This window comes from Longimicrobiales bacterium (genome assembly GCA_029245345.1).
GTDB lineage: Bacteria > Gemmatimonadota > Gemmatimonadetes > Longimicrobiales > Gaopeijiaceae > CALFPJ01.
Genome location: JAQWPM010000021.1, coordinates 37,623 through 61,766, shown reverse-complemented (window position 1 = coordinate 61,766; position 24,144 = coordinate 37,623). Strand labels below are relative to the sequence as shown.

At 60.6% G+C, this 24,144-nt stretch carries 24 protein-coding genes and 1 pseudogene; 20 read left to right on the top strand and 5 right to left on the bottom strand.

Annotated features, from left to right (window positions below):
• Positions 1–89 precede the first annotated feature (89 nt).
• From P8L30_11395 to P8L30_11375, 5 genes and pseudogenes are all read right to left on the bottom strand, one after another.
• Entirely contained in the window at positions 90–260 is a 171-nt protein-coding gene (locus P8L30_11395; GenBank protein MDG2240796.1) for a hypothetical protein, read from the bottom strand.
• A gap of 10 nt (positions 261–270) precedes the next feature.
• On the bottom strand, positions 271–861 hold the full coding sequence (locus P8L30_11390) for a DUF948 domain-containing protein (protein MDG2240795.1): 591 nt from the start codon (positions 859–861) through the stop codon (positions 271–273).
• Between the two features lie 8 nt (positions 862–869).
• Positions 870–2,171: a cation:proton antiporter gene (locus tag P8L30_11385; protein ID MDG2240794.1), complete on the bottom strand. Its 1,302-nt coding sequence runs from the start codon at positions 2,169–2,171 to the stop codon at positions 870–872.
• Positions 2,172–2,193: 22 nt separating this feature from the next.
• A complete protein-coding gene (locus P8L30_11380) occupies positions 2,194–2,568 on the bottom strand; it encodes a hypothetical protein (protein ID MDG2240793.1) in 375 nt (124 codons plus the stop codon).
• Positions 2,565–3,015: pseudogene (locus P8L30_11375) on the bottom strand (PTS sugar transporter subunit IIA). The gene P8L30_11380 and the pseudogene P8L30_11375 overlap by 4 nt, the downstream one beginning before the upstream one ends.
• A 290-nt stretch (positions 3,016–3,305) precedes the next feature.
• Here P8L30_11375 and murA point away from each other — a divergent pair.
• The 20 genes from murA (at position 3,306) to rodA (ending at position 24,124) form a co-directional block, all read left to right on the top strand.
• Positions 3,306–4,595, top strand: a complete 1,290-nt coding sequence (gene murA, locus P8L30_11370; protein MDG2240792.1) for a UDP-N-acetylglucosamine 1-carboxyvinyltransferase — start codon at positions 3,306–3,308, stop codon at positions 4,593–4,595.
• Positions 4,596–4,684: 89 nt separating this feature from the next.
• Positions 4,685–5,062, top strand: a complete 378-nt coding sequence (locus P8L30_11365; GenBank protein MDG2240791.1) for a hypothetical protein — start codon at positions 4,685–4,687, stop codon at positions 5,060–5,062.
• 218 nt (positions 5,063–5,280) lie between these two features.
• Positions 5,281–5,772 (top strand): ribosome maturation factor RimP, encoded by a 492-nt coding sequence (gene rimP / locus P8L30_11360; GenBank protein MDG2240790.1) that lies wholly within the window; start codon positions 5,281–5,283, stop codon positions 5,770–5,772.
• Between the two features lie 10 nt (positions 5,773–5,782).
• The gene (nusA, locus tag P8L30_11355) at positions 5,783–7,222 is read left to right on the top strand and encodes a transcription termination factor NusA (GenBank protein MDG2240789.1); all 1,440 of its coding nucleotides are present in this window, start codon (positions 5,783–5,785) and stop codon (positions 7,220–7,222) included.
• On the top strand, positions 7,200–7,532 hold the full coding sequence (locus P8L30_11350; GenBank protein ID MDG2240788.1) for a ribosomal L7Ae/L30e/S12e/Gadd45 family protein: 333 nt from the start codon (positions 7,200–7,202) through the stop codon (positions 7,530–7,532). The genes nusA and P8L30_11350 overlap by 23 nt, the downstream gene beginning before the upstream one ends.
• A gap of 7 nt (positions 7,533–7,539) precedes the next feature.
• Positions 7,540–10,200, top strand: a complete 2,661-nt coding sequence (gene infB, locus P8L30_11345) for a translation initiation factor IF-2 (protein ID MDG2240787.1) — start codon at positions 7,540–7,542, stop codon at positions 10,198–10,200.
• 21 nt (positions 10,201–10,221) lie between these two features.
• Positions 10,222–10,503: a DUF503 domain-containing protein gene (locus P8L30_11340; GenBank protein ID MDG2240786.1), complete on the top strand. Its 282-nt coding sequence runs from the start codon at positions 10,222–10,224 to the stop codon at positions 10,501–10,503.
• A complete protein-coding gene (gene rbfA, locus P8L30_11335) occupies positions 10,503–10,907 on the top strand; it encodes a 30S ribosome-binding factor RbfA (protein ID MDG2240785.1) in 405 nt (134 codons plus the stop codon). The genes P8L30_11340 and rbfA overlap by 1 nt, the downstream gene beginning before the upstream one ends.
• Positions 10,904–11,773 (top strand): tRNA pseudouridine(55) synthase TruB, encoded by an 870-nt coding sequence (gene truB, locus P8L30_11330; protein ID MDG2240784.1) that lies wholly within the window; start codon positions 10,904–10,906, stop codon positions 11,771–11,773. Before rbfA ends, truB begins: the two co-directional genes overlap by 4 nt.
• A complete protein-coding gene (locus P8L30_11325) occupies positions 11,770–12,723 on the top strand; it encodes a bifunctional riboflavin kinase/FAD synthetase (GenBank protein MDG2240783.1) in 954 nt (317 codons plus the stop codon). The genes truB and P8L30_11325 overlap by 4 nt, the downstream gene beginning before the upstream one ends.
• Before the next feature lie 114 nt (positions 12,724–12,837).
• The gene (gene rpsO / locus P8L30_11320) at positions 12,838–13,098 is read left to right on the top strand and encodes a 30S ribosomal protein S15 (GenBank protein MDG2240782.1); all 261 of its coding nucleotides are present in this window, start codon (positions 12,838–12,840) and stop codon (positions 13,096–13,098) included.
• A 219-nt stretch (positions 13,099–13,317) separates the two neighbouring features.
• Positions 13,318–15,450 carry a polyribonucleotide nucleotidyltransferase gene (locus P8L30_11315; protein MDG2240781.1) on the top strand — a complete coding sequence of 711 codons (2,133 nt, stop codon included), beginning with the start codon at positions 13,318–13,320 and terminating at the stop codon, positions 15,448–15,450.
• Entirely contained in the window at positions 15,431–16,774 is a 1,344-nt protein-coding gene (locus tag P8L30_11310; GenBank protein MDG2240780.1) for a pitrilysin family protein, read from the top strand. Before P8L30_11315 ends, P8L30_11310 begins: the two co-directional genes overlap by 20 nt.
• A gap of 85 nt (positions 16,775–16,859) precedes the next feature.
• The gene (gene ald, locus P8L30_11305; protein MDG2240779.1) at positions 16,860–17,975 is read left to right on the top strand and encodes an alanine dehydrogenase; all 1,116 of its coding nucleotides are present in this window, start codon (positions 16,860–16,862) and stop codon (positions 17,973–17,975) included.
• Between the two features lie 40 nt (positions 17,976–18,015).
• A complete protein-coding gene (gene dut / locus P8L30_11300) occupies positions 18,016–18,459 on the top strand; it encodes a dUTP diphosphatase (GenBank protein ID MDG2240778.1) in 444 nt (147 codons plus the stop codon).
• 118 nt (positions 18,460–18,577) lie between these two features.
• Complete coding sequence (locus P8L30_11295; protein MDG2240777.1) at positions 18,578–19,621, top strand: rod shape-determining protein; 1,044 nt, start codon at positions 18,578–18,580, stop codon at positions 19,619–19,621.
• A 27-nt stretch (positions 19,622–19,648) separates the two neighbouring features.
• Positions 19,649–20,533, top strand: a complete 885-nt coding sequence (mreC, locus tag P8L30_11290) for a rod shape-determining protein MreC (protein ID MDG2240776.1) — start codon at positions 19,649–19,651, stop codon at positions 20,531–20,533.
• Positions 20,534–20,547: 14 nt separating this feature from the next.
• Entirely contained in the window at positions 20,548–21,012 is a 465-nt protein-coding gene (locus tag P8L30_11285; GenBank protein MDG2240775.1) for a hypothetical protein, read from the top strand.
• Positions 21,009–22,892: a penicillin-binding protein 2 gene (gene mrdA / locus P8L30_11280; protein MDG2240774.1), complete on the top strand. Its 1,884-nt coding sequence runs from the start codon at positions 21,009–21,011 to the stop codon at positions 22,890–22,892. Before P8L30_11285 ends, mrdA begins: the two co-directional genes overlap by 4 nt.
• Entirely contained in the window at positions 22,889–24,124 is a 1,236-nt protein-coding gene (rodA, locus tag P8L30_11275) for a rod shape-determining protein RodA (GenBank protein ID MDG2240773.1), read from the top strand. The genes mrdA and rodA overlap by 4 nt, the downstream gene beginning before the upstream one ends.
• Positions 24,125–24,144: the final 20 nt, after the last annotated feature.

Sequence of the window (24,144 nt, the reverse complement as noted above, 5' to 3'; positions counted from 1 at the left end):
AAGATCTCCTCCCCGACAGGCTAGCTGGGACAATGTCGACCCTCGGAGACGTACTTCTTCGCGAACGAGATGTCGGCAGCGATCGAGCCCTAGAGGAAGTGCAGAGGGTGGTGCTCCAGGATCATCCGGGTGGCGGGCGGCAGTAGGTAGAGCAATCCCAGGACGGCTTGTCCAAGCGCGACGTGTGCGCGTCCCCACGCGGCTGCCGGTGCAGCTGTCAGTGCCAGCCACGCGAGCGCAATGAGGATTGTCGATGCCACTGGGAAAACCCTAGGCTCCGCCTTCTCCCACCGGGACAATCACGGGATTGGCAGTGATCTCCTCGGCAGTGTCAGGCGACTCAGGTGACTCAGGCGTTTGGGCTTCGGTCTCGGTGGGAGGCGCCGGGGCCGCTTTGGTCTCCGATCGAACGATCGAGAGGGCTCCTTCTTTCACACCTCGAACGGTCGCGGCTGTGTCTATGAAGATGTCCTCCGCCTCGCCTTGGACGACTTCCATGAGGGCGTTGAATTCCTCGATTCGTTCTTCCATGCGTTCTGACGCGAGATGGAGACGGTCAGTCAGTCCCCGGACGGAGGCATTCAACCGCTCGACATCGGTGCGCAAAGCCTGTGTGATGAACTCCACGTTGTCTGAGATCGATTTGGCCCGGTCCGAAACCGGGCCGAGGCTCTGATTCACTCCGGTTCGGACGCTGTCGAGCGTCCTGTTCACCTTTAGGAGGAGGAAGATCAGAACGGCCGCGAGGATGAGGATCGAGACGCCGACGACGACCATGGAGACATCTGCCGCTAAGGCGAGATTGTCCCGTGCGGCCGCAGGGCTTTGAAGTGTCACGACGAAAAGTGGGAAGATGACCATACTCAAGTCTAACCCGTCGGCGTGTCGCGTCGGAATGCCTCACGCCGCGCTTTGTCTGCGTCGCCCTCCGCCAGCGCTTGCTCAACCCGTGGGGTGATCTCACCGGCTCGTCGGAGGAGTTGGACCGTTAGGAAGGGGCCGGAGAGTTCCGAGATCATCACCCCGATGACGATGATCGTGAAGAGGGTCGCCCCCGCGTCTAGGCCCCGGACGACAAGGTCCGAGTACATCAGTACTCCTGACACAGCCATTGTCAGTGAGATGCCACCCTGCGGGATCAGCCCAAGGCCCACTCGACGAGGGACGTGGTGGTCGAACGTTACGAGTGTCGCCATCGCGGCCCCGCCCGCGGACTTGGCAACGAACCTCAGGGCAGCGTATCCAAGTGCCAACGGAAACACCCACCACGTGGGCACCTGAAGTAATGCCCCAGCTAACAGGAGGAACGTCACATAGATCATCTTCTCCCATCGTTGCAGGACCGCGAGGATGCGCTGGGTGGATCGCCCGAGGTTTGCCACCACTGCGCCCATCGTCACAGAGACGAAGAGCGGCGAGACGCCCCATTGGAGGGCGGCGCCGGCAGCAAACGCGCACATACCGAGCAGGAAGAGGACCAACTCTTCGCCGGGTGGTCGGACTCGCACGAGCCACACGAAGACGATGCCACACACGAGCCCGAGACCTGTAGCAAGCCCGATGAGCGCGAGTTGGGGTGTCAGAGGGAGCCCGGCGCTGATCTCCTCCGGGCGATACAGCGAATACGTGACCTGGAGCGCCACAATGCCGATCCACGCGTCGAGTGACCCAACGAAAAAGAGAAGGTCCCGGACCTTCCCCTTTACGAGGAAATTCGATGAGACCATCGCGATGCCGGCGGGCGTCGAGACCGAGGCTGTGCTGGCCGCCCCGAGCAACAGGAGGCGCGACGTGTCAGTTGTGAGATCCAGCAGGTCGAGCACAATACGACCGCCGGCGTAGAACACCGCAAACGCTATCGCAGCCTGGCCCATCGCGAATAGGTGATGGCTCCTGGGAAAGCGCCGTAGGGTCGTTCGGTCTAGTTGGAGGCCGAAATGGAATCCCACCCATCCCAATCCAAGGGCGAGAAAGGGAGACAGTTGGGCGGTAGCATCTTCGGTCACCAGACCGAGTCCAGCGGGACCCAGGGCGAACCCGATCACAAGAAAGTGTGTGCCGGTCTTTAGGAGCAGGCGGGGCCCCGGGGGAACGCGGTCGGCAGAAAAAGAGACGCGGGCGCCTAAAAGCGCCACCAGGATGAGGACCAGTGGCCCGATGAGAGGATCCATTCGATCTACCGGGATGGACCCATCAAATGGGGCTGCCTTCGTCCCCCAACTCCGGAGCGAGGCCGACGACCCGATCCACGGGCAGCGTGAACACGATTCCGGTCGCTGGCGCAGCCAGGTTTCCCATGATCTCCTGCATCAACGCGATTACGGAGTCGACTCTTTCCAGGGGGACGACGCTGAAGATCATCCTATTCTGTGGTTTCGAGCCGCTAATGAGGGTCTGCAGGCCTGCGAAAATCGGGATATCGTGGGACAAGACACTCCCCATGCCCTCGCTCTGCAGGACGGTTGCGCCGGTGATGCCTAATTCGACGAACCCAGAGAGGATTTCATCGACTTTCTCTGGGTCGTTGATCACGGCAACGAGGAGGCGTGTCTCGGGTCGGTCACTCATACGAGCAATGCGTCCTCTGATTCTATGACCTCGACCACGGCGGCCTCTTCTAGTCGATCAACGAAGTTGTCTTGGCGAACCAACCGACAGATGCGGGCCAGAAGCTTCACGTGCTGGCGCTCAGTGCCCGGAGGCGACAGGAGCACAAAGAAGACCCGCACCGCGTCCATCGTCCGCTGACCCAAATGTGACGGGACTACTCGCGAGCGCCACCCCGGGGGCAGACGGGAACATGCCAGGGGCCGTCGCGTGCGGAATGGCGAGACCCGCCCCTATGGCCGTGGGATGTGAGCGCTCGCGTGCAAGGAGCTTCCCAGCAATGACTTCTTGGCTTGCAATACCGGCTTGAGCCGCGCCGAACGAGAGTTCTTCTGCGGCGCTCTCCACATCTCGACCCTGCAGGTCGGGGACGACAAAATCGGATCGTAGAAAGTCGCTGAGGCGCATGGGCGTCGGCAGTTGAGTGGGGGCAGGACAAGCGATCTTAAGACGGTAGCGTGACACCGAGCAAGACAGCTTCGGCACGCATCCTGCACTTATTCAGAAACATGGAGAGGGTCTCCATAGGCGGCTTCGGGATCCGTGCCGTCAGGCATATGAATTCGGTGGGGGAGGGGATGATGAGTCGGTTGGTATGGAAGGGCGACGAGCGGTATCTTCCGGGGCCCGCGTGGGCGCCTCAAGCGATCCAGCCCAAGGCTCCGCACGCCTCTGCACCACCCCGATTTTCGGAGACTATGGGGACATTTGCGGTCGAAGGGGGACTTCGCCTTGAAGGACGAATCCGCCCAGCCGGTAATAAGAACGCAGCTCTTCCGTGTCTCGCGGCGACAGTGCTCGCATCCGAGCCGGTCACACTGCACAACATTCCGCGCATTCGGGATGTTCTGACCTTCCTCGAGATCGTCACCTCATTGGGTGCTGATGTGCGTTGGGACGGGCCCAACACCGTCGTGGTCGACGCATCAGGTGTGCGAACAGGCGCGGTGGACCGAGACCTGGCAGAGCGCATTCGTGCGTCCCTCCTCTTGGCGGGCCCACTTTTGGCGCGCTTCGGTCACGTCCAGCTTCCGCCGCCGGGTGGTGATGTCATCGGGCGAAGGCGAATGGACACACACTTCCTCGCGTTCGAGGCCCTCGGGGCCACGGTCGAGTTGAGCGGTGATTTCACGATCTTTGCGGATCGGCTGGCCGGCGCGGACATATTCCTTGATGAGCCGTCGGTCACGGGGAGCGAGAACGCGATCATGGCCGCCGTCGGCGCCAAGGGGATGACGCGCATTCGGAACACGGCATCTGAGCCACACGTTCAGGATTTGTGTCACCTCCTGAATGCCATGGGCGCTCGAATCAGCGGTATCGGAACGCACATCCTCGAAATCGAGGGTGTGGATGAGATCCATGGTGCAGAGTACACCATCGGAGCGGACCACATCGAAACGGGATCGTTCATCGGCTTGGCCGCGGTGACTGGCAGCGATCTCATCATCGAGGGTGCTCCAATTGAGCATCTCGACTCGACGCTCTTGGGGTTTCGTCGCCTCGGGATCAACTGCGAGATCGATGGCACCGACCTACACGTCAACGGATCAGCCGAACACGTGGTGCAAAACGACGCATTTGGTCACGTGCCTAAGCTCGACGACGGGCCGTGGCCCGCATTCCCGGCGGACCTGACCTCGATCGCAGTCGTGGCGGCAACACAGTGCAAGGGCACCGTGTTGCTCCACGAAAAGATGTTCGAATCGCGAATGTTCTTCACCGACAAGCTGGTCGGGATGGGCGCCTCCATCATCCTATGCGACCCGCACCGAGCTGTAGTTGTCGGCCCGACTCCATTGCAGGCTGGTGTGGTTGAGAGTCCTGACATTCGAGCGGGCATGGCACTCTTGATCGCCGCACTAGGTGCCCACGGCACGAGTCGGATTCGCAATATCCGCCAGATCGAACGGGGTTATGAGTCCATCGACAGTCGACTGTCTGCGCTTGGAGCGAAGATTGTTCGCGAAGACGATGGGTCTGATTAGACACCTTGTGTTGAAGCACATCGTCCACGAATTACGTAGGGTTTGGGAGTGGCGAAACGCTGCCAAGCCAATTGACCTAAGGGGTTGTCATGACTGACGACACGAAAAGTGCCAAGGACAAGGTGTCCGACGGTATTAAGCAAGGAATCGGGGTCCTGTCCGCGTTCAAGGAAGCCTTGGAGGAGACGATCAATGAAGCGCGCGAGCGCGGAGATCTGTCCACAGACCGCGCCAAGGAGGTCATGAAAGATGCTCTGGACAAAGCCCATATGGCCGCGGAAGGTGCTAAAGAGAAGCTCGACCTTGTGCATCAGAAGGAGTTCGACGGGCTTCGCGACGCCGTTGATGCTGTGAAGGATCGAGTCAGTGCGCTCGAGGCCCACCTAAAGGGGGATGACACTACTGCGGAGGCGGAGGGTGACGGCTCCGCTGCGGTCGCGGCAGAAGGCCAATCAACTGAAGCGTAAGAAGGCGCGGAGGAGTCCACGACGGAGTATCAACCGAGAGGCCCGGAACGCCAACCTTGAGTGCATTTCGGGCCTCGCCTATATTATCGCGCAGGAAGGGGCCGCCATCGGGCGGATTTTTGAAGTGGGGGAGCAGTTCCGCCCCCGCTTTTTTGTTCGATGAGAATTTTGGGGGTATGTCGCTCCGGCGGTGTACCCCTGTTGATTGGGAGCCGTTGATGCGCGCTGTAGCGAAAGTTGAGCGTGACCTCGAAGCCAGGGTGGAAGACCTCGGCTACGAGCTCGTTGAACTGCGCTGGGGTGGCAGCAAGAGGCGGCCTCAGTTGCAGTTGCGGATCGATAGGCCGGACTCGCTACCGGGAGAGGGCGTCAATGTTGACGACTGCGCCGTGGTGAGCCGGGCTCTCGAGGCTTGGTTGGATGAGCATGAAGGGTTGTCTGAGAGGTATGTGCTCGAGGTTTCGTCTCCGGGACTGGATCGTCCGTTGACGAAGTCGCAAGATTTTGAACGATTTCGCGGCGAGAAAATCGCTGTGAACGGAGACGGGGTGCTGGCTGATCGAGCGACTAGGCTTGAGGGCGAGCTCCTTGGATTAGAAAAAAAGGAGGGCGAGGCAGAGGCAGTTGTGCTTCGGCTGGCCAATGGTGACGAGGTGACGGTTCCGCGATCGAAGATCCGGAAAGCGCACCTGGTCTTCACCTGGAAGTGAGGGAATAGAAATGGCGAACGCGGCCCTGATCGTTGCGGCGTTTAGAGATGTTGCGGCCACCAAGAACCTGACCGACGACGAGATGACCGATCTCGTCAAGGACGGTATGCTTGCTGGCCTCGGAAGGATCTATGGTCCCACCGTGCAGGCTGAAATCGACATCAACGACATCACCGGCGAGTTCGACATGGTGGTGCTTCGTCGCGTCGTAGCTGAGGTCGAAGACTCCGCGTGTGAGATTTCGCTCGAAGAGGCTCACTGGGATGATGAGACCTTCGAAGTCGGAGACGTCATGGAAATTCCGGTGAACTTTCAGGAGTTCGGCCGAAATGCTGTGATGGCCGTGAAACAGCGCATTGTGCAGCGAGTTCGGGAAACCGAGCGCGAGCGCATCCGGGACGAGTTCACCGGCGAGGTTGGCGAACTCCTCTCCGGTGAAGTCCAGCAGACCGAAAGGGGCAAGCTCGTCGTTTTACTGAATCGTTCCAGGGATGCCGATGCGATCATCCCGTGGAAAGACCAAAATCCGCGCGAGCGTTTCCGTCAGGGTGATCCGATCCGTGCGGTGCTTAAGAAAGTAGACGAGACGCCGAAGGGCCCTCGTCTGATCTTGTCCCGGGCCGATCCTCTGTTCGTTGCTGCGCTCTTTAAGCTCGAGGTCCCTGAGATCCATCAGGGTATCGTCGACATTCGGGAGATCGCTCGAGAGGTCGGTGGGCGCACGAAGATCGCGGTGTACAGCTCTGACGAGTCGATCGATCCTGTGGGCGCCTGCGTAGGGCTCAAGGGTACTCGGGTCCAGGCGGTTGTTTCCGAGTTGGGCGGTGAGCGAATCGATATCGTGCCGTGGCATCCGGACACCGAAGTCTTCGCCCGTCGGGCTTTGGCCCCCGCTCGGGTGTCTAAGGTCATCAGTGACGTCGAGCGTCAGGTCATCACTGCGATCGTGGACGAGGATCAGCTCTCGCTGGCGATCGGACGAAACGGACAAAATGTGCGACTCGCGTCTCAGCTAATCGGGTGGCAGCTGGACCTCTACGGGTCGCGTGAGTGGCTCGAAAAGGGCCAGGACTTGGCCCTCCTTACAGTGTCCCCTGAAGATCAGTATGAGACTGCGGATTTCCCGCTTTCTGAGCTGGATCTGGAGCTTCCGACTCTGGCGGCTCTCCGGGACGCTGGATATGATACTTTTTTGCAGATCATTGACCTGGAGCGTCGGGATTTCCTTGTGATTGAAGGACTTGGCGAGCCGGACGCCGATCGACTCTTACAGTTGATCGACGAGTTGACGGTCGTCGAGGGCGATGCGGCTGAGGGCGAGGAAGCGGCGGCTGAAGAGCCAGTGGGTGAGCTTGCAGAAGTGACGGCCGAGGTTGATGGAAAGGAGTCCGGGGAAGAGGCGGTAGCCGAAGCCCCGGAGGAGACGGATGAAGGAGAGCCAGAGGCCTAGCGCCTTTCGGCTCTTGGGCCTGGCCCGACGGGCCGGCGCAGTGGCTCCAGGCACGGATGCTACGCGCCGATCAATCCGTAGGGGCGAGGCCCGATTGGTTTTGGTGGCTAGGGACGCTTCGAGTGTCCAGATGGATAAGGTTAGGAAATTGATGGTGAAGCGGCCGATCCCTCAGGCAGTGTTGGGGGATCGAGCCACGTTGGGCGCTGCGATCGGGAAGGGTCCGACTTCGGCGATAGCAGTGACAGACGAATCGTTCGCAAAACTGCTTCTGGATTATCTCGAAGCAGCCAGCGAAGTAGAGGATTAGCGACAGTATGCGGGTTATTGAGCTAGCGCAGGAACTAAAAGTCGACGTGGGGGCGCTTATCGCCTTGCTGCGCCAGATGGGTATTCCTGTCTCGGATGCGGACGCGGAGATCACCAGTGGCCAGCATGCCAAGGTGCTCGCGAAGGTAGAGCGGGAACGGCGCGCGGGGCATGAAGATCCCTCTGAGGCGATTCAAGCGGCCATGGGGGAGTCTGCAGCGCCGGCGACTCGCCGCCGCCGCCGCCGCAAGGTCGAAGAAACGCCCGAACCAGAGCCCACCGAGGAGGCTCCGCTCGAAGCGGAGGCTGAGGCGGAAGGCGAAGAGGCTGGGGGCCAAGAGTCCGTCGAGGCTGTGCCCGAGTCGGTCGATATTGATGTCGTCACGGAATCCGAGGCTGAAGTCGAAGTCGAGGTGGAAGAAGTAGCGACTGCGGAACCTCCTGCGGCTGAAAAGACGGCTGAGCCGGAAACCGCCGAAGCTGAAGAAGTAGTCGTCGAGGTCGAGGTTGAGGCTGACCCCGTCGAGGCCGTTCCTGCGAGTGAAGCCGCGGCCCCGGCCGCCGCCGACACACCTGCGCCCGCGAGACTTGGCGCTCCGGATGGTGCGGTCCGCACGATTCGTCGCCCGACTCCGGCTCCTGCAGCCAGCGCGGGTCCCGGCGGGCAGGTTCGCATTCAAGCCTCGGGGTATACCCCTGACGGACGACGTGAGCAGAAGGACAAAGGCAAGAAGAGCCGAAAGAAGGGCGTCGATCAGAATTCCGTGCAGTCCAATATCCAGCGGGTCATGGCCGAGATCAAAGGCGGCGGTAAGAAGCGTCGTCGCAAGAAGGGCCGGATCTCTGCCGAGGAGGCCGAGGCGCAGGAGGCGCAGCATGCCGAGGAGCAGGAGCGCGAGCGCACCACGGTTCGTGTCAATGAGTTCCTGACGGTCGCTGAATTGTCAGAGCTCGTCGATGTTTCGTCGACCGAGATCATCGGGTCTGCGTTCAAGAACCTCGGGTTGCTCGTCACAATCAATCAACGTCTGGACTTCGACCAGATCGAACTGCTGCTCGACGCGTTCAACTTCACCGCGGTGAAAGAAGAAGCGTACGAGGCCGAAGAAGTCGTTGACGTCATTCTAGACGCTCCCGAGTCTCTCGAGCCGCGTTGGCCGGTCGTTACGGTGATGGGTCACGTCGATCACGGTAAGACGCTCCTCCTCGACCGCATCCGAGAGACGAACGTGGTTGCCGGTGAGGCTGGCGGCATCACGCAGCACATTGGTGCGTATCACGTCGAATTGCCGGACGGCCGCAGTGTCGCTTTCCTCGATACGCCCGGTCACGCCGCGTTTACCGCTATGCGTGCTCGCGGTGCGGACATCACCGACGTGGTCATCTTGATCGTTGCGGCAGACGACTCCGTCATGCCTCAGACGATCGAGGCGATCAGTCACGCCAAGAACGCCGGTGTGCCTCTCATCGTTGCGATCAACAAGTGTGATCTGCCGGCTGCGGATCCGATGCGGGTGAAGCAGGAACTCCTGCAGCACTCGATCAATGTTGAGGACTTCGGTGGTGACGTCATGGTCTCCGAGATCTCGGCTAAGACGGGGCAGGGGATCGATGAGTTGCTAGACAAGGTCCTTCTGCAGGCCGAGATGCTCGAGCTGACCGCGAACCCGAACAGGGAAGGCACCGGTACGGTGGTCGAAGCTCAGTTGGACGTGGGTAAGGGCGCCGTGGTCACAGTGCTCGTACAGGCAGGAACACTGAAAGTGGGTGACTCGTTCATCTGCGGCATGTTCGACGGGCGTGTCCGCGCTATGCTCGACGAGCGAGGCCACCCCATCGAAGCCGCCGGTCCTTCCACGCCGGTTCAGGTGCTTGGTGCTGGCGGGGTGCCGCAGGCCGGTGACTGGTTCCAGGCGATGGAGGCCGATAAGGCTGCTGAGATCGCGGGCACGCGTCAGCGTCTGGATCGTGAGAAGCAGCTCCGGATTCGCGAGCGTGGTGTCAAGCTCGGAGACTTCGGAGCTTTGGCCGCACGCGGTCAACTCTCAACGCTTCCCTTGGTCATCAAGGGAGATGTGGACGGTTCGGTTCAGGCGCTTTCGGATTCGCTCGAAGCTCTCGGAACCAAGGAAGTGCAGGTCGAGATCATCCACAGCGGCGTGGGTGCGATCAATGAGTCCGACGTACTCCTGGCGCAGACCGCAGGTGCAGTCATCATCGGCTTCCGGGTCCGTCCGCAGACAGCGGCGCGACTACAAGCCGAGCGAGAGGACGTCGAGATCAATGTGTACGAGGTCATCTATGAGGCCGTCGACGAGATCACCGCAGCGCTCGAAGGACTTCTTTCACCAGAGAAGCGTGAGACCGTCGAGGGTAGCGCTGAGGTCCGCGAAGTGTTCAAGGTCAGCAAGGTCGGGACGATCGCGGGTTCGTATGTCACGGACGGTCGCATTGACCGGAAGGGACACGGTCGGGTTGTTCGCGAGGGAATCGTGGTCTATGACGGTGCGATTTCCTCGCTCAAGCGCTTCAAGGATGACGTCAAGGAAGTCCGTGAGAGCTTCGAGTGTGGAATCGGTATTCTGAACTTCAACGACCTCAAGGTCGGCGACGTCATCGAGTGCTACACCATTGAGGAGTTTGCGCGGACTCTCGCCCAAACGCGCTGAGTCCGGGGTTAGGGCTCGGACATGGTTGTGGCTTCGTTGACGTGGGACTTGGCGTTGCCAGGCTGTAGCTCGTTGAAGGAGAAACGCTCTGTGGTACGTTCTCTTCGGGACCGGTTGGCGCACAAGTTCAACGTGTCGGTCGCTGAGACTGCCCATCAGGACGTTCATGCCCGCGCCCAAGTCACCGTGGCGCTCGTGGCCTCCGATGGTCGGCTTGCGGAGTCCATGCTCGATAAACTCGACCACTTCGTTGAAGAGTACAGCGGCGCGTTGATTACGTCCGTCCGAAGGGAAAGCTACTAGTGGCCAGCAAACGCATCGCCAGACTGAACGAGCAGCTCAAGCGCGAATTGTCGGACATGATCCGCGTCCAGGTTCGAGATCCCAGGGTGGGGCCAGTGACCGTAACCGCCGTCGACACGGCGGGTGATATTGGGTCGGCCAAGATCTATGTGCGGATCATCGGAGATGAGGGCCAAGTCGCTGAGTCTGTGGCGGGCTTGGAAGCCGCGGCGGTGTTCCTGCGGCATCAGTTGGGTCAGGTCCTGCGCCTTAGGAAAGTACCTGAGCTTCGATTTCGAGAAGATCGTTCGCTGGATCGTGCCCAACGTATTGAGCAGATCCTGTCTGAAGTGATCTCGGAGGAATCCTCGGAAGACGAAGACGCAGCGGCCCCCTCGGAGGAACAGCCGAGCGAAGAGGCGTGAGCGGGAACTTCATCCTTCCGGTGGATAAGCCCGTAGGTCCGACGTCTCATGACATCGTTGCCCGGGCTCGCCGCGACTTGAACGTCCCGCGGATCGGACACACGGGCACACTCGACCCGTTCGCTTCGGGTCTGCTATTGCTGTGCGTGGGACGTGCGACGCGGCTCGCTGAATACCTGACCGGGCTCGCGAAAGGATACGAAGCGGTTGCGCGACTCGGGGTCTCGACTGACACGGAGGACCATCAGGGTGAGATCGTCGAAGAACGGTCCGGCTGGGAGTCTCTGACAGAGGACTACATTCGTGCTGCCATGACCGACTTCACGGGGACCATCGATCAGATCCCACCGCAGTTCTCGGCGAAGAAAGTAGACGGCGTTCGGATGCACGAACGGGCTCGCCGTGGAGAACACGTGGAACTCCCGGCGCGGTCCATCACCGTGCATGAACTCGAGTTGATCGAGTTCTCTGCACCGTTCGTGCGTTTTCGCACCGTTTGTTCGTCAGGGACGTATGTGAGGTCTTTAGCGCGCGACCTTGGTGAGGCGCTCGGTGTGGGTGCACACCTCACCGAACTGCGGCGGACGTCTATTGGCCGCTTCTCTGTGACCGACTCGGTTTCTGTCGACACGATTCAGGATCCCGGAGCTGTCGATACCGCTGCGATCGCACCGTTGGCGGCGATGGCGCATCTACGCACGCTCGCGGTGGGACAGGACGATGTGACCCGCATCTCCCACGGCCAGAAGGTCACTGTGGAGGGCGAGCCTGACGGTCCGGTAGCGGTCGCCTTCGGTGAAGATCTCGTGGCGGTGGGAGAGGTTAATGATGGTAGGCTCCGTCCTAAGAAGGTCTTTGTGACATGACCGCCTCGGTCCGATGGGAGCACGGCCCGGGGATCCCGACCGATCGGGGGACGGTTGTGACTGTGGGGACCTTCGATGGTGTGCACCGAGGGCATTGGGCCGTGCTGCAGGAGATCCGCGCGCGTGCGGCATTAACAGGACGGCGAAGCGTCTTGGTAACGTTCGATCCGCACCCGCTTCGTGTGGTCCGACCGGACCAAGCTCCGCCGTTGTTGACGACGCCCACTGAAAAGAAGGAGATCCTCGCCGAGAGTGGCCTCGACTACGCGGTCTTCGTGTCGTTTACAGAGACGCTGAGTCGCTACGAACCACGACGATTCGTCGAAGAAATTCTTCTCGGTCGCCTCAATGTGGAAGAACTGGTCATCGGGTACGACCACGGGTTCGGACGGGATCGCTCCGGAAACGCAGATACTCTTCGGGAGATCGGTGTTGATCTGGGCTTCGACGTGGATGTGGTTCCCCCGGTTCAAGCCGATTCTGAAGCGATTTCCTCGACTCGGATCAGAAGCGCGGTTGCCGAGGGGCGCATGGATGAGGCACACCGATGTCTCGGTCGTCCCTACTCGGTCCGCGGCATCGTGGTTCGGGGCGAAGGTAGAGGAAGGGAACTCGGCTTTCCGACGGCGAATCTGCGCGTTGACGGGGGAGGGAAGCTGATTCCCCCCGCAGGGATCTATGCCGTACGTGGTATTCTGAAGTCTGGGACGTTCGATGGTGCCCTACACCTAGGGCCGCGACCGACCTTTAAGGGCTCGCCTCCGTCGGTCGAGCTCTTCTTGATGGATTTCGACGCGGACATCTATGGGGAAGAGCTGCGCGTGGACTTCGTTGAATACCTGCGCCCGGTGCTCCCTTTCGACAGTGTGGAAGCGTTGGTGTTTCAGATGAGCGCAGACGTCGCCAAGGCGAGGGACGTGCTGGCCATTGACGACAACGCCCGGCCGTAGACGCAAGCCTCCGATTGATTAGCTTTTTAGGCTAACACGACAACGGACACGCACTCTGCGGGTCCCGCATCGCTTCCCCTGTAGCATACTGACTCCTGAGGAGGCACGACGCCCATGGCGATCGTCAAGGAAGAAACAATCAAGAAGTACCAACTCCACGAGAACGATCGTGGAAGCGCCCCGGTCCAGATCGCGCTCCTCACCGAACGCCTCAACGATCTGCGGAGCCACTTCGACGCGCACAAGAAGGATCATCACAGCCGTCGCGGCCTGCTGAAAATGGTAGGACGTCGCCGTCGCCTCCTCGAATACTACAAGCGCATGGACCTCGAAGGGTACCGCGGGCTGATTAAGGACCTCGGCCTGAGACACTAGAAGTACCAGTGTCGGCCGTCACGAAGGCGGTCGTCGCTGTTTTTTAGCCGAACGTTGTGCGTCTCGGTTGGGAGACGGCCTACAACCTGCTGCAGAACCGGGCCCACGGGTTTAAACGTGCCCCGCGCGGCGGTCGCTCTCTCCTCCAGTTCCACGACGCTTCGGCATTCAATCCAAGCTGGGGACGTTCCCCGGCGACACCGAAGTGAGTAACACAACATGATTCAACGGATAGAGCGCCAGTTCGCAGGTCGGACGCTCTCGCTCGAGTTCGGCCGCATGGCCAAGCTCGCGCAGGGTTCCTGCCTCGTTCAGTATGGCGACACCGTCGTTCTTTGTGCCGTTACGGTACAAAACAAACCGTCACACCTTCCTTTCTTCCCGCTCACGGTCGAGTACCGTGAGAAGTCTTACGCAGCAGGGAAGATCCCGGGTGGCTTCTTCAAGCGTGAAGGCCGCCCCGGAGAGAAAGAAATTCTCTCCGCCCGCTGCATCGATCGGCCCATCCGGCCGCTCTTCCCGAAGGGATTCAAGTACGAGACGCAGGTCGCGTGCTTCATCCTCTCGGCAGATCAGGAAAACGACGCGGACACGATCGCGCTGTTGGCTGCCTCCGTGGCCCTCAACATGTCGAAGATCCCGTTCAGCACGCCTGTCGCGTCGGTCCGCGTGGGCCGCATCGCTGGCAACTGGGTGCTGAACCCGACGTTCCAGCAGCTTGAGTACTCGGACGTCGACATCGTCATTTCGGGTACCGCTGACGCCATCACGATGGTCGAAGGTGGCGCGATTGAGGTGCCGGAAGACGAGATCCTCGAAGCGCTTCAAGTCGCGCACGATGGCATCAAAGAGCTGTGCGCCATGCAGCTCGAGTTCCTGGACGGACACACCGTTCCGGACATGGAGTGGACCTCAGTCGCGCCTGACGCTGATCTTCAGGCCAAGGTTTCCGAGCTGGCGGCCGCTGGTGTTGCGGAAGCGCTGACGCACGGTGATAAGGCTGAGCGCGGCGCGGCAATGTCTGCGGTTACCGCAGAGGTCATTGCGACGCTTACTGCAGAGGACGAAGCATACGCTGATCAGAGCAAGGACATCGGCGAGATCGTCCGCGACGTCGAGAAGACGACGCTGCGTCGTGTGATTCTCGAGACGGGTGTTCGTCCAGATGGACGCGGTGTCGACGACATCCGGCCGATCACTTCCGAGGTGGGTGTTCTTCCCCGGACGCACGGTTCTGCCCTCTTCACGCGCGGTCAGACACAGGCGTTGGCCGTGATCACGCTCGGTACCTCGCGTGACGAGCAGCGCATCGACTCGATCGATTCGCGCGAAGAGATCAAGAAGTCCTTCATGCTTCATTACAACTTCCCGCCGTTCTGCGTGGGTGAGGCGAAACCGTTCCGCGGCACGTCTCGTCGCGAGATCGGTCACGGAAACTTGGCGGAGCGCGCGATTCAGCCGCTCCTGCCAGCGTACGACGACTTTCCTTACACGATTCGTGTCGTCTCTGACGTGCTCGAGTCGAACGGTTCTTCGTCGATGGCCAGCGTCTGTGGTTCTTCGCTCGCCCTGATGGACGCGGGTGTGCCGATGAAGGCGCCGTGTGCAGGTGTTGCGATGGGCCTGATCAAAGAAGGGGACGACATCGCGATCCTGACCGATATTCTCGGTCTTGAAGACGCACTCGGCGACATGGACTTCAAGATTGCCGGTACGCGTGATGGTGTGACTTCGATCCAGATGGACATCAAGATCGATGGCCTCACAGTCGACATCATGAAGGAAGCGCTGCAGCGGGCCAACAAGGGCCGCATGCACATCCTGAACCTCATGGATGAGACGTTGAGTGCCGGGCGAACTGAACTGTCCGACTACGCACCGACCATCGTGTCCATCCAGATCAACCCGGAGAAGATCGGTGAGATCATTGGGCCAAAGGGTAAGACGATTCGCGCCATCCAAGAGGAGTCGGGTGCGCAGATCGACATCGATGACAGTGGTATCGTGAAGATCGCAGCCGTGTCCGGTGAAGCCGGTGCGCGTGCACGCGAGATGATCGAGGCGATCGTGAAGGATCCCGAGGTGGGTCGCATCTACGAGGGGCCGGTCAAGAACACGACGACCTTTGGCGCCTTCATCGAGATCATGCCTGGCACCGAAGGCCTGTGCCACATCTCAGAGCTGCAGGAAGCGCGGACGGAGAACACCGAGGACGTGGTCAAGAAGGGTGACATCGTCAAAGTGAAGCTCCTGTCGATCGACGAGAAGGGTCGCCTCCGGTTGTCCCGGAAGGCCGCACTCGCCGAGGAAGCCGCTGGTTCGGATGACGCTGATGCTGAAGGCGACGCCTGACCGCATGAAGCACAGCAGGAGCACGAGGGGGCACGGGCGCTTGTCCGTGCCCCCTTCGTCGTCCATCGACCTGCGTGTCGGTGATGAGGAGTTCGTGTCGGAGACTGAACTCGACAATGGCGTGCGCGTGCTCAGCGAACGGATCCCGTCGGTGCGATCCGCATCGGTCGGGGTGTGGGTTCGGCAGGGTGGTGCGCACGAAGGTCTGGATGAGCATGGGGCCAGCCACCTGCTAGAGCACATGGTGTTCAAGGGGACTCGGAAGCGAAGCGCGGCTGATATCGCGATGGCGCTGGAGAGTCTCGGTGGTTCACTCGACGCGTATACGAGTCGGGAGCACACCGCCTACCAAGCCCGGGTCCTTGATGAGAACCTCGGAGAGGCGCTCGATGTGTTGGCGGACATGGTGTTGACACCGACGATTGAGCCGGATGATCTAGCGTTGGAACGTGAGGTCGTACTCGAGGAAATCGCCCAAGTAGAGGACACCCCAGACGACCTCGTCTATGAGATGCACTCGAGCCTCATGTGGGATGGGCATGCATACGGAAAGCCGATTCTCGGGAGCAAGGAGTCGGTAGCGGAGATGTCGTCGGACACCCTGCGTGCGCTCCATCAACGCCGTTACCGGGGTGAGAATCTGATCGTCGCGGCGGCTGGGAATATCGATCACGATACGTTGGTCGACTCCGTAGGTGATCTCTTTGCTCAGGCAGGAGGCGGAGAGCCTGCCGAGGCGGTGTCCACGCCGCTGAGTACGCGATCTGGACGTGAAGTGGCGCATCGCGATAGCGCCCAGACTCACGTCGTTTTCGGCACCGATGTGCCTGGACGAGGGCACGAAGATCGGTACCCGCTGTCACTGGCCTCTTCGGCTCTTGGCGGTGGAATGAGTTCGAGGCTCTTTCAGAAGGTCCGGGAAGAGATGGGACTCTGTTATTCGGTATACAGCTATCAGTCGTTCTATAGCGCCTCCGGAGTTTCGGGCGTCTACGTGGGGACCCGCCCGGCCACTGCGGATGCGGCAGTGTCTGCGATCGAAGGCGAACTCACACGGTTGGCGGAGGACGGCCTGGCTGACGAGGAACTCGCCACGGCCAAGCAGCAGATGAAGGGACAGGTCATGCTTGCCCTGGAATCGACCGGGTCGCGGTTGTACCGCCTCGCGTCGTTCGCGCTTCACGGGGAGTCGTTTCTCACCCTCGACGACCTGCTCGAACGCATCGACGCGGTGACAGCCGAGGAGGTGAAACGGGTGTGTCGGAGATACTTCGACCCGAGTCGCCAGATGGTGCTGCGACTGGGCCCGACGCAGGCGAGTTAGGTCGTTCCGATAAGCGGGAAACGCCGATACTTTTAGTGACTTTGCACGCTCGAAACCAACGAAACGCAACAACAGCGAGATACAAATGCTGATCGGTGTACCGAAGGAGATCAAACCCGACGAATACCGGGTCGCTTTGACGCCCGCTGGCGCTGAAATGCTCAGCCAGGCTGGCCACGAGGTAGTGGTTGAAAAGGACGCCGGCGTGGGGAGCGGATTTACAGACGACTTCTACGAGGGTGCCGGAGCCACGATTCTCGACACGGCAGACGAAGTCTGGGCCAAGGCCGAAATGATCATGAAGGTCAAGGAGCCGATCGCTCCTGAATGGCCCCGGATGCGGAAGGGGCAGCTGCTGTTCACCTACTTCCATTTCGCCGCCGACCAGCCGCTGACCGACGCATGTGTTGCCTCGGGCGCGACCGCGATCGCCTACGAAACCGTTGAACTCTCGACCGGTGAACTTCCGCTCCTGACACCCATGAGCGAAGTCGCTGGGCGGATGGCGATTCAGGAAGGCGCCAAGTATCTCGAGAAGCCTCAGGGCGGTCTCGGTGTGCTGCTGGGCGGAGTCCCGGGCGTTCTCCCGGGAAAGGTCCTGATCTTGGGTGGTGGTGTCGTGGGGACACAAGCCGCGAAGATGGCGGCTGGCCTGGGCGCTAGGGTCCACATCATGGACATCAACCTCGAGCGGCTGCGCTATCTGGACGACACGATGCCGGCCAACGTCCATATGCTCTACAGCACGCGCTACGCCATCCGTAAGCAGATTCAGGATTCCGACCTCATCATCGGCGCGGTCCTGATCCCGGGAGCGAAGGCGCCGAGCCTTATTACGAGAGAAGACCTCGGTCAGATGCGGCCGGGAACGGTCATCGTCGATGTCGCGGTAGACCAGGGCGGCTGTGTCGAGACAGTCAAACCCACCACACACCATGACCCGGTCTATACGGTCGATGGCGTCATCCACTATGCCGTGGCCAACATGCCGGGCGGCGTGCCGCGCACGAGTACGCTTGCGCTCACGAACGCAACGCTTCCGTACGCCATGTCCCTCGCGGGTAAGGGTTGGAAGCAGGCCTGCTCGGACAACGCAGCGCTCAAATTAGGCGTCAACGTCGTGGACGGGCACGTGACCTATCGGGGCGTTGCGGACGCCTTCGATATGGAATGCCGCAACGTGGACGACTTCCTGGCTTAAGAGTTGGGTCACTTCGACAATCGATCACCGAGGAGATGATGTGGGCCTAGTGCGATTTCAGCGACTGCCATCGAACCCTGATTTGCCGCTCCCAGAACGGGCCACACCTCAAGCGGCAGGGTACGATATTCGATCAGCTGAGGATGAAGTTGTGCTCGCCCCGGGGGAAATCAGGTTGGTGGGCACGGGTTTGCTCATGGAATTACCTGAGGGCGTCGAATGCCAAGTGCGCCCTCGGTCGGGTCTGGCGCTGAAACACGGGATCACCCTTCCCAACAGTCCCGGCACGATCGATCCTGATTACCGTGGTGAAGTCAAAATTATCATGCAGAACTCGGGGACGAAGTCCGTCACCTTGTCTCGGGGCGAGCGAGTCGCGCAGTTGGTGTTTGCGCGATTTGAAGCCCTGGATGTCGAAGAAGTCGACGGATTGTCGGACACCGAACGGGGTGCCGGAGGGTTCGGTTCAACCGGTACGGCGTAAAGCCATACGGGACACTGGCATCCCGGCAGAAGAAAACATATGTTCTCAGGCCCATCCGCCCTGAATCGACGGAAAATAAGGGCTTGATTGAGCCCAAAACACAGCTTGGAAACTGATTTTGTCCGCACTGAGCAACTGGATTAACTCGGGGCGTATCGTCCCGGTCAATGACATTGCCGTCGATCTAGGCACGGCGAATACCCTCGTCTATGTCAAAGGTGAGGGGATCGTCCTCAATGAACCCTCGGTTGTTGCAGTAGAGAGGGGCAACCGGAAGATCATGGGCATCGGGCTCGAGGCGAAGCGGATGCTCGGGCGCACGCCTGAGGGAATCGAGGCGATCCGGCCGCTCAAAGACGGCGTAATCGCCGACGTTGATGTGACCGAGATGATGCTTCGGCACTTCCTGAAGCAGGTCACTCAGAAGCGGGTCTTCCGCATCAAGCCAAGGGTGATTGTTGGTGTGCCATCCGGGATCACCGAGCTGGAGCGACGGGCCGTTCGTTCGTCGGCTATGTCCGCGGGGGCCAAAGGTGTGTACATGGTCGATGAGCCCATGGCGGCTGCGATCGGCGTTGGGCTTCCTGTGGAGACTCCCACCGGAAACATGGTCATCGATATCGGCGGAGGGACCACCGAAATCGCTGTTATCGCGCTCTCGGGTATCGTCTCGAATACGTCGATCCGGGTCGGTGGCGACGAGCTGGACAGAGCCATCGTGACCTTCTTGCGCAAGAACTACAATCTCCTCATCGGTGAACCCACCGCTGAGGCCGTCAAGATTCAGATCGGCTCCGCGTTCGATTTTGGCGAGGACCGCGAGATGGACGTGAAGGGTCGTGATCTCGTTTCCGGGATCCCGAAGACGGTCCTTGTGCACTCTCAAGAGGTACGCGAGTGCATCCAGGAGCCCATCCAGGCGATCGTGGAAGCAACCCGGAGAGCGCTCGAGATCACGCCTCCGGAGTTGTCGTCGGACATCGTCGATCGTGGTATCGTGATGACCGGCGGTGGATCTCTCATCCGTGGGTTAGACAAGCTACTCCAGCACGAGACCAACCTCCCGATTCACGTGGACGAAGAGCCACTCACGTGTGTGGTGCGAGGGGCGGGCAGAATCCTCGACGACCTGCACAAGTTCCGCACCGTCCTGGTTCCGTAGGTCGGCCGGGTGCGAGGATAGAGCGGAGTGCCGGCGTACGTTTCTGAGCCGGAGCGCGCGGGGGTCCGCCGTCAGGGCATGCTAGCCATCATCGTTCTGATCCTCGCTCTCGCAACTTCCTACCTCCCAGAAATCGCGCAACAGCGCGTCGCTTTCGGGCTGCAAATGACGATTTTGCGCCCGTTCATCGCGATCCAAGAGCGCTTGGTGACGGCGCGCTTTCGTGCGAGCCAGGTTGAGGGTCTCCAAGAGCAGGTCGACTCACTCATCGCTGTGACGTCCACTCACGGGATGTTACTCGATGAGAATCGCACCCTGCGGGAATCGCTCGATTTGGGAGCCCGGGTCGGGCCGTCGTTCCTTTCTGCCACCGTGATTCGTCCCGGCACGCCGGGATCTGAGAGCATGTTCTTGGTGGAACTGGGCTCTGCCGATGGAATTAGGGTAGGTGCACCTGTTCTAGGCCTTTACGGTCTGGTCGGAGTGATTCGTGAAGTGCGAGAAGGTATCTCGGTCGGGATGGACTGGACCCATCCGGATTTTCGCGTGAGCGCCATGCTGGCCGATGGGACTACGTATGGGATGGTCGAGGTGAGGAGAGGGAGCTTCCGTGAAGACGACCGACTCATCCTGAATGGGACGGCATACCATGAATCTGCTCCGGCGGGCACGGTCGTACTCACGAGTGGCTTAGGCGTGATCCCGCGCGGTATTCCGATCGGCAAAATCGACGGGGTAGAGGAGGTGCAAGGAGGATGGCGCAAGAGTTATTGGCTCAGGCCGATGATTGAACCGGGTTCGGTGACGCATATCTTGGTCGCGACTCACGATTCTGGGTCTGATGTCACGGATCGGTGGGTCGCAGATTCTCTGTTGACGAGGGACGAGGCGATCACGGGACGGGTGCCGTGAGGACGAGCAGCCGAATGTGGCTTTCGGTCCTGGTTCTTTTCGTCTTGCACTTTTTTCTTCACGTCGGTCTCGGATTTGAGTCCGGCGCGCCTGACATGCTGACGGTTGCGTTGCTCCTCTCGGCCCGAGAAATCGGCATGGGACGTGCCGCGGGAGTAGGGCTCTGCTTCGGGCTGATTGAAGACGCCTTGAGCGTTCTCGCCTTTGGCGCCAACACCGTTGCGATGACCGTGATTGGAGTGTTGGGCGCGGGGACACGAGACCTCTTTGTGGGCGATTCACTTGTCTTCCTGGTCTCCTACTTCGTGCTCGGGAAGTGGCTGGGGGATTTGGTCCGCTGGGTGATGGTCGGAGAAGACCTGAGACAGCCGTTCGTCGATCAGGTGATGGTGCAGGGTCTCGTGGGAGGGTTGTACGCAGCCGCAGTCGGGATCGCGCTCATGGCGATCACCGGACTGTGGAGGAAGACGCCCGCATGAACGTGTACCATTCGCACGAACGCCGTCGGCGTGCGATGGGCGCCTACGTCATCATTGCGCTCTTCATGGGTGGGCTCTCCGTGTCCTTCTTTCGAATCCAGGTGCTCGGTTCGGATCGCTGGGAATTGCGCGCGCGTTCGAACCGGATCCGACAGCTCCCCGTCCCGGCGCCCCGCGGCACGATCTATGACCGGAACGGCCGCATCATCGCGGACAACGCGCCCGGATATGCGATCACGCTAATGCCGGGGCCTCCCGACTCCATTCGTGCTACACTCGAGCGGATGCGCGAACACATGGAGATGTCCGAGGCGAGGATCGATCGGCTGCTCGGTTTCCTGGCTCGCTACGGGAGGCAGGCGCTCGTCGTAGACACGGACGCAGACTTCCGGGTCGTAAGTGCGCTCGAAGAACGAAGAGTTGAGTTCCCGGACGTCCACATAGAGATGCGCCCCAGGCGTCGGTACCTGACCGGTGAAGCTACCGGACACGTGCTCGGCTATGTGGGCGAGATCACTCGCGAGGAACTCGAGTACGATGAGTACGCTGACGAGCGCTACGAGCAGGGCATGGTCGTCGGGAAGACCGGAATCGAGAAGCAGTACGAGGCTCTTTTGCAGGGTCGCCAGGGCCTGAAGTACGTCGAAGTTGATGCTCGCGGGCGCATCGTGGGCGACTTTGCGGCCTTCCGCACGGATCCCGGCGAGTCCGGCCAGGATCTCCATCTGAACGTCGATATCGAGCTGCAGGAGTGGATCCACTCCATCTTCCCAGATTCGATGTCGGGGGCGGTAGTTGCGCTCGATGTCGAGGACGGCGGGATCTTGGCGATGTATTCGGCGCCTTCGTACGACCCGAACGCGTTTGTTGGCGGCGTAGACAACGAGTATTGGACCGCGCTCAACCAGAACGAGCGCTTGCCGTTGTACAACCGGACCGTGATGGGACTCTATCCACCTGCGTCCACGTGGAAGTTGGCGGCGGCAGCGATAGGTCTGGATCTCGGGGTGATCACCGCGGACGAAGAGATGCCGATCCCGTGCACGGGAGGCATGTCCTTTGGTTCCGATTATCGCAGGTGTTGGAACCCTGCGGGGCATGGCTTCAACAATCTCTCTGAGGCCATCGGAAACTCCTGCAACGTCTACTTCTATCAGCTTGGCCTGAGAATCGGTTTTGAACCGCTCATGCAACGGGCGACCGAGATCGGATTCAGCGAGCGTTGTGGCGTCGACCTTCCTCAGGAGATGGAGGGCGTCTTCCCCGCAGGACCGCAGTTCTTTGAAGACCGCTTTGGGTACAGGCCGCTCGAGAACGAGGTCCTCTCGCTTTCGATCGGGCAGGGGCCCAACTCACAGACGCCGCTCAAGATGGCCCAGTTCTATTTGGCTCTTGCGCGCGACGGTTCAGCGCCGACACCCGCCTTGGCGCGAAACATGGACCTGGGCCCAGGGTGGGTGCTCGATCTTCAGGCAGAGGACATCGGGTCGATCTATCAGGGGCTTGCGGCGGTGACCGCGCAGGGCGGGACGGCACATGTGGGCACTTCGCTTGAGCACTGGCAGGTTGTGGGAAAGACAGGCACCGGGCAGAACGCGCAGAGTGTCCAGGGAACAGCTGGCAACCATGCGTGGTTCGTGGGCATGGCAGGGCCATGGGGTGAGCGGCCCGAGATCGTGGTGGCCGCGCTCATCGAATACGGGGAGAGTGGGTCGGGAATGGCTGCTCCCATCATGGCCAAGACGGCGGACTTCTATTTAAGGAAGAAGCACAACATCCCCATCGATACGATCCAGACGTATGGGGAGCACCTTCGGCGCGGTACCGTACCCCAATGGTACCGCGACCGGTACCGCCCAAGAGCCGCACCCGGCGGATGATGCGACTGCTGGAGAAGTGGGCCATCGACCCGCCGCTCGTCTTCGCGATTCTGGGGATGACGCTCTTTGGTATCGCCATGATCTACTCGGCGGGTGCCATTTACGTGCCGAACGACGTGACTGAGCTCGCTTGGCTCCGACAGGCCAGATGGCTCGTTATCGCGCTCGTCGCGTTCTCGGTCCTCTCCCGAGTGCCGCTTCGATGGATCGAATGGGTCGCGGTCCCGGCTTATGTGTTCTCACTCATTCTATTGGTGGCGACGCTGGCGATTGGTACCGGTGCCGGCACCGCGGCAGGCGTGAAGAGCTTCCTCGGCTTTGGTGGATTCCGCTTTCAGCCGTCAGAGGTCGCGAAGATCTCTACCGTGCTGGTGCTGGCACGACTGCTGTCGCAGCGGAAGGAGCCTCTGACGACGCTCCGCGAGCTCTTGGTCCCGTCCCTGCTTGTGGGGGCCCCGCTCGCGCTCGTCATGCTGCAGCCGGACCTGGGCACGGCGATGGCGTTCGGTGGAATCCTCTTCGCCATGCTCTTTTGGGCGAGTACGCCGGTTGCACTCCTTTTGTTGGTAGCGAGTCCGATTGTGGGGTTGATCCTCTCGTTCGACACCTTGATCTGGTCTGCATACATCGTCGGAGTAGTCGGATTTCTCTACTTCTACCGCTATCGGCTCTTTCTCTTCGAGTCGGTGGCCGTTGTGTTGGCGAATATGGCGGCCGGCACGATTTCGGGACCGCTGTGGCGATCTCTGAAGGAGTACCAGCAGAACCGCATCTTGGTGTATTTGGACCCTGAAGTGGATCCACGAGGGGCGGGCTATCAGGTCATCCAGTCCAAGGTGGCGATCGGAAGCGGGGGCATGACCGGACAAGGGTTCACAATGGGCCCACAGAAGCGTTTCGATTTCCTGCCCGAGCAGCACACTGACTTTATTTTTAGCGTGGTAGGGGAGGAACTCGGGTTTATCGGGACCGCAGGAGCCATCCTGGGATTTGCGTTCATTCTTTCGCGTCTGGTGCGCATGGCGGAGCAGTCTTCTGATCCCTTTGCCGGCCTAGTCCTACTCGGTATCTTCGGAGCTTGGCTGGTCCATATTTTTGTGAACGTCGGTATGACTGTGGGTGTTGTGCCCATTACCGGTATTCCTCTGCCCTTCGTCAGCTATGGCGGCACGTTCCTCCTGATGTCTTGGGTGGCTGTCGCAATTGCCGTGAGGGTGGCTCACGAGCGTTAGCTCGCTCCATGACCATCGGA

Excerpts from the sequence above, each read along its gene's own strand:
- P8L30_11310 (MDG2240780.1), top strand. The coding sequence starts at position 15,431 with ATGCTGAAGGCGACGCCTGACCGCATGAAGCACAGCAGGAGCACGAGG.
- rimP (MDG2240790.1), top strand. The coding sequence starts at position 5,281 with ATGCGCGCTGTAGCGAAAGTTGAGCGTGACCTCGAAGCCAGGGTGGAA.
- rodA (MDG2240773.1), top strand. The coding sequence starts at position 22,889 with ATGATGCGACTGCTGGAGAAGTGGGCCATCGACCCGCCGCTCGTCTTC.
- ald (MDG2240779.1), top strand. The coding sequence starts at position 16,860 with ATGCTGATCGGTGTACCGAAGGAGATCAAACCCGACGAATACCGGGTC.
- P8L30_11285 (MDG2240775.1), top strand. The coding sequence starts at position 20,548 with ATGTGGCTTTCGGTCCTGGTTCTTTTCGTCTTGCACTTTTTTCTTCAC.
- P8L30_11325 (MDG2240783.1), top strand. The coding sequence starts at position 11,770 with ATGACCGCCTCGGTCCGATGGGAGCACGGCCCGGGGATCCCGACCGAT.
- P8L30_11350 (MDG2240788.1), top strand. The coding sequence starts at position 7,200 with ATGAAGGAGAGCCAGAGGCCTAGCGCCTTTCGGCTCTTGGGCCTGGCC.
- mrdA (MDG2240774.1), top strand. The coding sequence starts at position 21,009 with ATGAACGTGTACCATTCGCACGAACGCCGTCGGCGTGCGATGGGCGCC.
- P8L30_11315 (MDG2240781.1), top strand. The coding sequence starts at position 13,318 with ATGATTCAACGGATAGAGCGCCAGTTCGCAGGTCGGACGCTCTCGCTC.
- P8L30_11365 (MDG2240791.1), top strand. The coding sequence starts at position 4,685 with ATGACTGACGACACGAAAAGTGCCAAGGACAAGGTGTCCGACGGTATT.
- infB (MDG2240787.1), top strand. The coding sequence starts at position 7,540 with ATGCGGGTTATTGAGCTAGCGCAGGAACTAAAAGTCGACGTGGGGGCG.
- nusA (MDG2240789.1), top strand. The coding sequence starts at position 5,783 with ATGGCGAACGCGGCCCTGATCGTTGCGGCGTTTAGAGATGTTGCGGCC.
- murA (MDG2240792.1), top strand. The coding sequence starts at position 3,306 with ATGGGGACATTTGCGGTCGAAGGGGGACTTCGCCTTGAAGGACGAATC.
- P8L30_11380 (MDG2240793.1), bottom strand. The coding sequence starts at position 2,568 with ATGAGTGACCGACCCGAGACACGCCTCCTCGTTGCCGTGATCAACGAC.
- P8L30_11340 (MDG2240786.1), top strand. The coding sequence starts at position 10,222 with ATGGTTGTGGCTTCGTTGACGTGGGACTTGGCGTTGCCAGGCTGTAGC.
- P8L30_11385 (MDG2240794.1), bottom strand. The coding sequence starts at position 2,171 with ATGGATCCTCTCATCGGGCCACTGGTCCTCATCCTGGTGGCGCTTTTA.
- rpsO (MDG2240782.1), top strand. The coding sequence starts at position 12,838 with ATGGCGATCGTCAAGGAAGAAACAATCAAGAAGTACCAACTCCACGAG.
- P8L30_11390 (MDG2240795.1), bottom strand. The coding sequence starts at position 861 with ATGGTCATCTTCCCACTTTTCGTCGTGACACTTCAAAGCCCTGCGGCC.